The organism is Streptomyces sp. R33, assembly GCF_041200175.1.
Classification (GTDB): domain Bacteria; phylum Actinomycetota; class Actinomycetes; order Streptomycetales; family Streptomycetaceae; genus Streptomyces; species Streptomyces katrae_B.
This window is the reverse complement of sequence record NZ_CP165727.1, coordinates 2,654,326-2,665,108: the sequence shown is the minus strand read 5'-3', so window position 1 is coordinate 2,665,108 and position 10,783 is coordinate 2,654,326. Positions and strand designations below refer to the sequence as shown.

The 10,783-nt window shown below is 73.5% G+C and carries 1 protein-coding gene; it reads left to right on the top strand.

Going from position 1 to position 10,783, the window contains the following annotated elements; genetic code table 11:
• The first annotated feature begins 4 nt into the window (after window positions 1–4).
• Window positions 5–10,780: a type I polyketide synthase gene (locus tag AB5J51_RS12110; RefSeq protein ID WP_369777701.1), complete on the top strand. Its 10,776-nt coding sequence runs from the start codon at window positions 5–7 to the stop codon at window positions 10,778–10,780.
• The last annotated feature ends 3 nt before the right edge of the window (window positions 10,781–10,783 follow it).

Here is a 10,783-nt window from a genome sequence, read left to right as displayed (position 1 = left end):
GCCTGTGAACGAATCGTGGAGGATGGATATGTCGGCGCCCGACCAGCAGGTCGTTGAGGCACTGCGTGCCTCGCTGAAGGAGAACGCCCGGCTTCAGCAGGAGAACAGCACACTCGTCGCGGCAGCCTCGGAGCCCATCGCGATCGTGTCCATGGCCTGCCGGTACGCCGGCGGGATCCGCGGACCGGAGGACTTCTGGCGGGTGGTGTCCGAGGGCGCCGACGTGTACAGCACGTTCCCCGAGGACCGCGGCTGGGACGTCGAGGGCCTCTACCACCCGGACCCCGACAACCCCGGTACGACGTACGTGCGCGAAGGCGCCTTCCTGCACGACGCCGCGCAGTTCGACGCCGGGTTCTTCGGCATCTCGCCGCGCGAGGCCCTGGCGATGGACCCCCAGCAGCGACAGCTGCTCGAGGTGTCCTGGGAGACCTTCGAGCGGGCCGGAATCGACCCGCACTCGGTACGCGGCAGCGACATCGGCGTGTTCGCCGGAATCGTGCACCAGGACTACGCGCCGGACCTCAGCGGCTTCGAGGGGTACCTCAGCCTGGAGCGCGCCCTGGGCACGGCGGGCGGTGTCGCCTCCGGGCGGGTCGCCTACACCCTGGGGCTCGAGGGTCCCGCGGTGACGGTCGACACCATGTGCTCCTCCTCCTTGGTCGCGATCCACCTCGCCGCCCAGGCGCTGCGCCGGGGCGAGTGCTCCATGGCGCTCGCGGGCGGCTCGACGGTCATGGCGACGCCGGGCGGGTTCGTCGGCTTCGCGCGTCAGCGCGCACTCGCCTTCGACGGGCGCTGCAAGTCCTACGCCGCCGGCGCCGACGGCTCCGGCTGGGCCGAGGGCGTGGGCGTGGTGCTGCTGGAGCGGCTGTCGGTGGCGCAGGAGCGCGGGCACCGGGTACTGGCCGTGATCCGCGGCAGCGCGGTCAACCAGGACGGGGCCTCCAACGGTCTGACGGCGCCGAACGGTCCGTCGCAGCAGCGGGTGATCCGCAAGGCGCTCGACAGCGCGGGGCTCACCCCGGCCGACGTGGACGCGGTGGAGGGCCACGGCACGGGCACGGTGCTGGGCGACCCGATCGAGGCGCAGGCGCTGCTGGCGACCTACGGGCAGGGCCGCGACCCGGAACAGCCGCTGTGGCTCGGCTCGGTCAAGTCCGTCATCGGGCACACGCAGGCGGCGTCCGGTGTCGCCGCCGTCATCAACATGGTCCAGGCGCTGCGGCACCGTACGCTCCCGGCCACCCTGCACCTGGACGCGCCCACCCCCCAGGTGGACTGGTCCTCGGGTGCGGTGGAGCTGCTGACCGAGGCCCGCGAGTGGCCGCAGAACGGTCACCCGCGCCGCGCCGGTGTCTCCGCCTTCGGTGCCAGTGGCACGAACGCGCACATGATCCTGGAGGAGGCTCCGCAGGAGGCTGCGGAGCCCGTCACCGAGCAGGACCGGCCTGCCGGTGCGGTGCCGCTGGTGGTGTCGGCGGGGACCGCCGGCTCGCTGGCGACCCAGGCCGGGCGGCTCGCGGAATTCCTCGACGGCACCGACGAGGTGCCGCTGGCGGACGTGGCCCGAGCGCTGGTGTCGGGCCGTGCGGTGCTGGGCGAGCGCGCTGTCGTCGTCGCGGATTCCGACGACGAGGCAATGGCTGCTCTGCAGGCGCTGGCGCGCGGTGAGAGCGCGCCCGGTGTGGTGGCCGGTTCGGGTACGCCGGGCAAGGTCGTGTGGGTGTTCCCGGGCCAGGGCTCGCAGTGGGCGGGCATGGGCCGTGAACTCCTCGACTCCTCGCCGGTGTTCGCCGAACGGATGGCCGAGTGCGCAGCCGCGCTGGAGCGGTGGGTCGACTGGTCGCTGCTGGACGTGCTGCGCGGCGAGACCGAGCCCGAGCTCCTGCAGCGGGTCGACGTGGTGCAGCCGGCCAGCTTCGCAGTGATGGTGGGCCTGGCAGCCGTATGGGCGTCCGTGGGCGTGGAGCCCGACGCGGTGCTCGGCCACTCGCAGGGTGAGATCGCCGCCGCGTGCGTGGCGGGTGCGCTGTCGCTGGAAGATGCGGCGCGTGTGGTGGCGCTGCGCAGCCAGGCCATCGCCAAGGACCTGGCCGGGCGCGGCGGCATGGCCTCGGTCGCGCTGAGCGTGGACGAGGCCGCCGCGCGGCTTGAGCCGTGGGCGGACCGGGTCGAGGTCGCCGCGGTCAACGGGCCGACCTCCGTGGTGATCGCCGGTGATGCCGAGGCGCTGGACGAGGCGCTGGACGCGCTGGACGACCAGGGCGTGCGGATACGTCGGGTGGCCGTGGACTACGCGTCCCACACCCGGCAGGTGGAGGCCATCCGCGACACGCTGGCCGAAGCGCTGGCCGGCGTCACCGCCAAGGCGCCGACGGTGCCGTTCTACTCGACCGTCACCGGCAGCTGGGTGGAGGACGCCGACGTCCTGGACGGTGCGTACTGGTACCGCAATCTGCGCGGCCAGGTGGGCTTCGGTCCGGCCGTGGCCGAGCTGCTCACCCAGGGCCACGGGGTGTTCGTCGAGGTCAGTGCCCACCCGGTGCTGGTCCAGCCGATCACCGAGACCGTCGACAAGACCGACACTGACACCGATGTGGTGGTGACCGGCTCGCTGCGGCGCGAGGACGGCGGCCTGCGACGGCTGTTCGCCTCGATGGCCGAGCTGTTCGTCCGCGGCGTGGCGCTGGACTGGGCCGCGGTTCTTCCCGCCGGGACGGCGTCCGCCCGCATCGACCTGCCGACGTACGCCTTCGACCACCAGCACTACTGGATCCAGATGGCCGGATCGGCCACCGACGCGGCCTCGCTGGGGCTGACCGGGGCCGATCACCCGCTGCTCGGCGCGGTGGTGCAACTGCCGCAGTCCGACGGGCTGGTCTTCACCTCGAGGCTCTCGCTGCGGACCCACCCCTGGCTGGCCGGTCACGCGATCGGCGGCGTGGTCATCATCCCCGGCACGATGTACGTCGACCTCGCGGTGCGGGCCGGCGACGAGTTCGGCTACGGCGTCCTGGAAGAGCTCGTGATCGAGTCGCCGCTGGTGCTGCCCGAGCAGGGCGGCGTGCGGCTGCAGGTCGCGGTCGGCGGACCGGGCGAGACCGGCTCGCGCACGGTGGACGTGTACTCCCAGCGCGAGGACGCCGTCGGCGAGGGCGGCGCGAACGAATGGACGCGGCACGCCACCGGACTCCTGGCGGCCTCGTCGGCGACACGGAAGACCGCCCAGGCGTACGACTTCGCCGCGTGGCCGCCGCCGGGTGCCGAGCCGGTCGAGGTCGGGACCTTCTACACCGACCTGCTCGAGCGCGGCTACGCGTACGGCCCGGCGTTCCAGGGCCTGCGGGCGGTGTGGCGGCGCGGTGACGAGGTCTTCGCCGAGGCCGTCCTGCCCGAGGAGCAGCGGGAGGAGGCCGGCAAGTTCGGCATGCACCCGGCGCTGCTCGACGCCGCCCTCCACACGAACGCCTTCGCCAATCCGGACGACGACCGCCAGGTGCTGCCCTTCGCGTGGAACGGGCTGGTGCTGCACGCCGTGGGTGCCTCGGCACTGCGGGTGCGGGTCGCCCCGTGCGGGCCGGACGCACTGTCGTTCCAGGCCGCCGACGAGACCGGCGGCATGGTCCTGACGATGGACTCGCTGGTGTCCCTGCCCGTGTCCACCGACCAGCTGGGAGCCGCGGCAGGCGATGAGAGCCGCGACTCGCTGTTCGGGGTGGAGTGGACCGAGCTGCCCCCGGCCGAAGGGGCGGAGCCCGCTCCGTCGTGGGCGGCCGTTTCCGGCGCCGACGACGTGCTGGCTCTGGCAGGGAGCGCCGCCGTCCCGGCGGTGGCGGTCCTCCAGGCCGTGACCGGCGCCGACGGCGAGGACGCGGTACTGGAGTCGACATCCCGGGTGCTGGAGGTCGTCCAGGCCTGGCTGGCCGGGACCGGGCTGGAGGAGTCGCGCCTGGTCGTGGTGACCCGGGGCGCGGTCCCCGCCGGCGACGGCAAGGTCACCGACCCGGCCGGATCGGCCGTCTGGGGTCTGGTGCGTGCCGCGCAGGCCGAGAACCCCGACCGGATCATTCTGATCGACACCGACCCGGCCTCCGGTGACGGAGCGGTTCCCGTCCTGGGCGCGGTGCTGGCCGGCGGCGAGCCGCAGGTCGCGGTGCGCGGAGCGGCCCTCTCCGTCCCCCGGCTCGTCCGGGCCGGCGGAGAGGTCCCGGAGGAGCCCGCGGTGTTCCGCGCCGGGGGGACCGTCCTGGTCACGGGCGGTACCGGCGCCCTGGGCGGTCTGGTGGCCCGTCACCTGGTCACCCGGCACGGGGTGCGGCACCTGCTGCTGGCCGGCCGTCGTGGTCCGGCCGCCGAGGGGGTGCAGGAGCTGGTCGCCGAGCTCGGCGAGCTGGGTGCTGCCGTGTCCGTGGCGGCCTGTGACGTGTCCGACCGCGGCCAGGTCGAGGCCCTGCTGGCGTCGGTGCCGGCCGAGCACCCGCTGACCGGCGTCGTACACCTCGCCGGTGTGCTGGACGACGGTGTGATCGCGACGCTGACCCCGGAGCGGCTCGCGAAGGTGTTCGCGCCGAAGGTGGATGCGGTACGGCACCTGGACGAGCTGACCCGCGGCCTCGACCTCGACGCGTTCATCGTGTTCTCGTCCGCGGCCTCGCTCATGGGGTCGGCCGGCCAGGGCAACTACGCGGCGGCGAACGCCTTCCTCGACGGTCTGGTGGCCGGCCGCCGGGCGGCGGGCCTGCCCGCGCTGTCTCTGGCCTGGGGCCTGTGGGAGCAGAGCAACGGCCTGACCGCGCACCTCAGCGCGGTCGACCAGGCCCGCATGAGCCGCGGTGGCGTGCTGGCGATGACGCCGTCCGAGGGCCTGCACATCTTCGACGTCGGCCTGCACGCGGACCAGGCGCTGCTGGTGCCGATCAAGCTGGACCTGAAGACCATGCGGAGCCAGGCGGCAGCCGGCGGGGGAGTTCCGCACCTGCTGCGCGGCCTGGTCCGCGCGAGTCGGCGCGTGGCGCGTGCGGCTGCCGGGGACAGCAGCGGACTGGTCCGCCGGCTCGCGGGGCTGTCGGCGGCCGAGCAGGAGAGCATCCTGCTGACCGTCGTCCAGGCCGAGTCGGGCAACGTGCTCGGCTTCAGCGGCCCCGAACTGGCCCAGGGCACCCGTGGGTTCAGCGACATCGGGTTCGACTCGCTGACCGCGGTCGAGCTGCGGAACCGGCTGAGCGCGGCGACCGGCGTGAAGCTGCCGGCCACGCTGATCTTCGACTACCCCACCCCGGTCGCCCTCGCCCGCCACCTGCGCGAGGAGCTCGGTGACGCGGCGGCGGCCGGCACCCCTGCCGCGGCTGCGGCCGCCGTCGCGGATCCGGACGAGCCCATCGCGATCGTCGGCATGGCATGCCGGCTGCCGGGCGGGGTCTCGGACCCCGACGGCCTGTGGCAGCTGGTGTCCGAAGGCCGTGAGGGCATGTCCCCCTTCCCCGACGACCGCGGCTGGGACCTGGACGGCCTGTACGGCCCGGACCCCGACCGTACGGGCACCTCGGCCACCGACCAGGGCGGATTCCTCCGCGAGGCCGCCCAGTTCGACGCCGCGTTCTTCGGCATCTCGCCGAACGAGGCGCTGGCGATGGACCCGCAGCAGCGGCTGCTGCTAGAGACCTCCTGGGAGGCGCTGGAGCGGGCGGGCATCGACCCGAGCACGGCACAGGGGAGCGACATCGGCGTCTTCTCCGGTGTCTCCATCCACGACTACGTCGAGTCCCTGACGCACATGCCCGCGGAACTCGAAGGCTTCGTCACGACCGCCACGGCGGGCAGCGTGGCCTCGGGCCGCGTGTCGTACGCCTTCGGCTTCGAGGGCCCCGCGGTCACCGTGGACACGGCGTGCTCCTCGTCCCTGGTGGCGATGCACCTCGCCGCGCAGGCCCTGCGCCAGGGCGAGTGCTCGATGGCGCTCGCCGGCGGTGTCGCCGTCATGGGATCGCCGATCGGAATCCTCGGCATGTCGCGCCAGCGCGGCATGGCCGCCGACGGCCGGTGCAAGGCGTACGCGGACGGCGCGGACGGCACGGTGCTGTCCGAGGGCGTCGGTCTGGTGGTACTGGAGCGGCTGTCGGTGGCGCGCGAGCGCGGCCACCGGGTGCTCGCCGTACTGCGGGGCAGCGCGGTCAACCAGGACGGCGCGTCGAACGGCCTCACGGCACCGAACGGTCCCTCGCAGCAGCGGGTGATCCGCAAGGCCCTGGCCAGCGCCGGACTCTCCCCGTCCGACGTGGACGTGGTGGAGGGTCACGGCACGGGCACCGCCCTGGGCGACCCGATCGAGGCGCAGGCGCTGCTCGCCACCTACGGCAAGGGCCGCGACCCCGAGCAGCCGCTGTGGCTGGGCTCGTTGAAGTCGAACATCGGTCACACGCAGGCGGCTGCCGGCGTGGCCGGCGTGATCAAGATGGTGCAGGCGCTGCGCCACGGGGTCATGCCGCGCACGCTGCACGTACACGAGCCTTCGAGCCAGGTGGACTGGTCCGCGGGTGCCATCGAGCTGCTGACGCAGACGCGGGAGTGGTCGCGCAACGGCCATCCGCGCCGGGTCGGTGTGTCCTCGTTCGGTATCAGCGGGACGAACGCGCACCTGATCCTGGAGGAGGCGCCGCCGGAGACGGCCGAGACCGTCGCTCAGGCGTCCGCTCCGGCCGGTGTGGTGCCGTTGGTGGTGTCGGCGCGGAGCGCCGCCTCGCTCGCGGGCCAGGCCGAGCGGCTTGCGTCGTTCGTCGAGGGCACCGGCGGGGTGTCGCCGGCGGACGTGGCCGGGGCGCTGGTGTCGGGCCGTACGCTCTTCGGCGAGCGGGCGGTCGTGGTCGCCGGCTCGGGCGAGGAGGCGCTGGCCGGTCTGCAGGCGCTGGCGCGGGGTGAGGGCGCGCCCGGTGTGGTCTCCGGTAGCGCGACCGCTTCGGGCAGGGTCGTGTGGGTGTTCCCGGGTCAGGGCTCGCAGTGGGCGGGTATGGGCCGTGAACTCCTGGACTCTTCTGCGGTGTTCGCGGAGCGGATCGCGGAGTGCGCTGCCGCTCTCGAGCCGTGGATCGACTGGTCGCTGGTCGAGGTGCTGCGCGGCGAGGCCGAGCCCGAGCTGTTGGAGCGGGTCGATGTCCTTCAGCCGGCGAGCTTCGCGGTGATGGTGGGTCTGGCGGCGGTCTGGGAGTCGGTCGGGGTCAAGCCCGATGCGGTGCTCGGTCACTCGCAGGGTGAGATCGCCGCCGCGTGTGTGGCGGGTGCGCTGTCCCTGGAGGATGCGGCCCGCGTGGTGGCGCTGCGCAGCCAGGCGATCGCCAAGGAGCTGGCCGGCCGTGGCGGTATGGCTTCGGTCGCGCTGAGCGCGGATGCGGCGGTCGAGTGGCTGGAGCCGTGGGCGGACCGGGTCGAGGTCGCGGCGGTCAACGGCCCGTCGTCCGTGGTGATCGCCGGTGACGCCGAGGCGCTGGACGAGGTCCTGGAAGCGCTGTCGGGCCAGGGCGTGCGCACCCGGCGGGTCGCGGTGGACTACGCCTCGCACACCCGGCACGTGGAGGCCATCCGCGACACCCTCGCCGAAACCCTGGCCGGGATCGACGCCCAGGCCCCGACGGTGCCGTTCTACTCCACCGTCGCCGGCGGCTGGGTGGCGGACGCCGGCGTCCTGGACGGTGACTACTGGTACCGGAACCTGCGCGGCCAGGTGGGCTTCGGTCCCGCCGTGGCCGACCTGCTCGACCAGGGTCACGGCGTGTTCGTGGAGGTCAGCGCCCACCCGGTACTGGTCCAGCCGATCACGGAGACCGTGGACACCACCGGCACCGATGTGGTGGTGACCGGCTCGCTGCGCCGCGAGGACGGCGGGCTGCGACGGCTGATGACCTCGATGGCCGAACTGTTCGTGCGGGGCGTGGCCGTGGACTGGAGCGGCGTGCTCCCGCAGACGGCGCCGTCGCGGCGCGTGGAGCTGCCGACGTACGCCTTCGACCACCGGCACTACTGGCTCCAGACGGCCGCGACGGCCTCGGATGCGGCGTCGCTGGGCCAGACGACGGCCGATCACCCGCTGCTCGGCGCGGTGGTGCAGTTGCCGCAGTCCGACGGGTTGGTCTTCACCTCGCGGCTGTCGCTGAAGTCGCACCCGTGGCTGGCCGATCACACGCTCGGCGGTGTGGTGCTCGTGCCGGGTACCGGGCTGGTGGAGCTCGCGGTGCGGGCCGGTGACGAGGCCGGCTGCGGCGTGCTCGAAGAGCTCGTGATCCAGGCGCCGTTGGCGGTGCCCGAGCACGGCGGTGTACGGGTCCAGGTCGCCGTCGGCGGACCGGACCAGAACGGCTCGCGGACCGTGGAGATCTACTCCCAGCGCGAGGACGCCGCCGGTGAGGGGGTGTGGACGCGGCACGCCACCGGCGTGCTCTCGGCCAGGGCCCAGCCGGGCGCCGTGGGCAGCGGCTTCGACTTCGCGGCCTGGCCGCCGGCCGGGGCGCAGCCGGTCGAGGTCGGGGAGTTCTACTCCGGCCTGGTCGAGCGCGGTTACGGCTATGGCCCGTCCTTCCAGGGTCTGCGGGCGCTGTGGCGGCGCGGCGAGGAGCTCTTCGCCGAGGTGGCCCTGCCCGAGGAGCAGCGCAAGGAAGCCGCCAGGTTCGGCATCCACCCGGCGCTGCTGGACGCAGCCCTGCAGGCCGGGATCTCCGACGGTGGAGCGGACGGCCAGGCCGTACCGCAGCCGCTGGACTGGAACGGGCTGGTCCTGCATGCCGCAGGTGCTTCGGCACTGCGCGTACGGCTGGCCCCGCTCGGTCCGGACGTGCGGTCGCTGGAGGCCGCGGACGAGACCGGCGGCCTGGTGGTGACGCTGGAGTCGGTGGTGTCCCGGGCGGTGTCCGCCGAGCAGTTGGGCGCCGCGGCGGGCTCGACGGTCGCCGACTCGCTGTTCCGGGTGGAGTGGACCGAGCTGTCCTCGGACCACGGTGCCGAGGTCTCGCCCTCGTGGGTGCCGGTGGCCACGGCCGACGAGGTCGCGGCACTGGCCGGGAGCGCACAGATCCCGGCGGCGGCGGTCCTGGACGCGGTCGGGGGTGACGGCCCGGACGCGGTCCTGGCGCTGACCTCCCGGGTGCTCGGGATCGTGCAGGCGTGGCTGGCCGCTGCCGGGCCGGAGGATTCGCGGCTCGTCGTCGTGACGCGTGGCGCGGTGCCCGCCGGAGACGGCGTGGTGACCGACCCGGCCGGAGCTGCGGTCTGGGGTCTGGTCCGTGCCGCGCAGATCGAGAACCCCGACCGGATCATCCTGCTGGACACCGACCCCGGTGCCGAAAGCGCGGTGGAGCTGGTGCTGGCAGCGGTGCTGGCCGGTGGTGAGCCGCAGGTCGCGGTACGCGGAACGACCCTTTCCGCACCCCGGCTCGTCCGGGCCGCCGATGACGTCCCGGACGTCCCGCAGGTGTTCGGGCCGGAGGGCACCGTCCTCGTCACGGGCGCCGGCTCGTTGGGCGCCGTCGTCGCCCGGCACCTGGTCACCCGGCACGGGGTGCGGAGTCTGGTGCTGGCCAGCCGTCGGGGCCCGGAGGCCGAGGGCGTAGAGGACCTGGTCGCCGAGCTCGCCGAGCAGGGTGCCACGGTCTCGGTGGCGGCCTGTGACGTGTCCGACCGCGGCCAGGTGCAGGCCCTGCTGGCCTCGGTACCGGCCGAGCACCCCCTGACCGGTGTCGTGCACACGGCGGGTGTGTCGGATGACGGCGTGATCGGGGCGCTGACCCCGGAGCGCCTGGCCGGCGTGTTCGCGCCGAAGGTGGACGCGGTGCGGCACCTGGACGAGCTGACCCGCGGCCTCGACCTCGACGCGTTCATCGTGTTCTCGTCCGCGGCCTCGCTCATGGGCGCGGCCGGACAGGGCAACCACGCGGCGGCCAACGCCTTCCTGGACGGGCTGATGTCGAGCCGTCGGGCGGCGGGCCTGCCGGGTGTGTCCGTGGCCTGGGGCCGGTGGGAGCAGGCCGCCGGCGCGGCAGGAAGCACCGACGAGCTCACCAGGACCCGGGCGAACCGTCCCGGGGGATCCCTGCGGCTGACCGCGGCGGAGGGCATGGAACTGCTCGATGCCGCTGTGGGATCCGGGCAGGCGCTGTTGGTGCCGGTCAAGCTGGACCTGAGGAAGCTGCGCACCCAGGCGGCAGCCGGCGGGGAAGTCCCGCACCTGCTGCGGATCCTGGTACGGGCGGGCCGTCAGCAGGCGCGGGCGGCAGCCGCCGGGGAAAGCGGGCTGGTCCGCCGCCTGGCTGGGCTCACCGCGGCAGACCAGGAGGCCCTGCTCCTCGATCTGGTGCGTACTCAGGCCGCGGTCGTGCTCGGGCACACCGGACCGGGGGGCGTCCAGCCGGATACGGCATTCAAGGAAGCCGGATTCGACTCGCTCACCTCGGTGGCATTGCGCAACGGGCTGTGCGAGGCGACCGGTCTGAAACTGCCCGCCACGCTGATCTTCGACTACCCGAACCCGGAGACCCTCGCACGGCACCTTTACCGCGAATTGCTCCCGGAGAGCAGCGCAATTGATTTTGAAGTGGACGAGGAACGGCTGCGGCATGCACTCGCATCTCTCCCGCTGGCCCGATTCCGGGCAGCTGGACTGATGGATGCCCTGGTCAAGCTGGTCGCCCTCGGCGACGGCGAATCGGAAATCGGCTCGATCGAAGAGGCCGATGAAGAGATGGCGATTGCCGAGATGGACGTCGACGATCTCGTGCAAATGGCGCTCGGCGACTAAGAA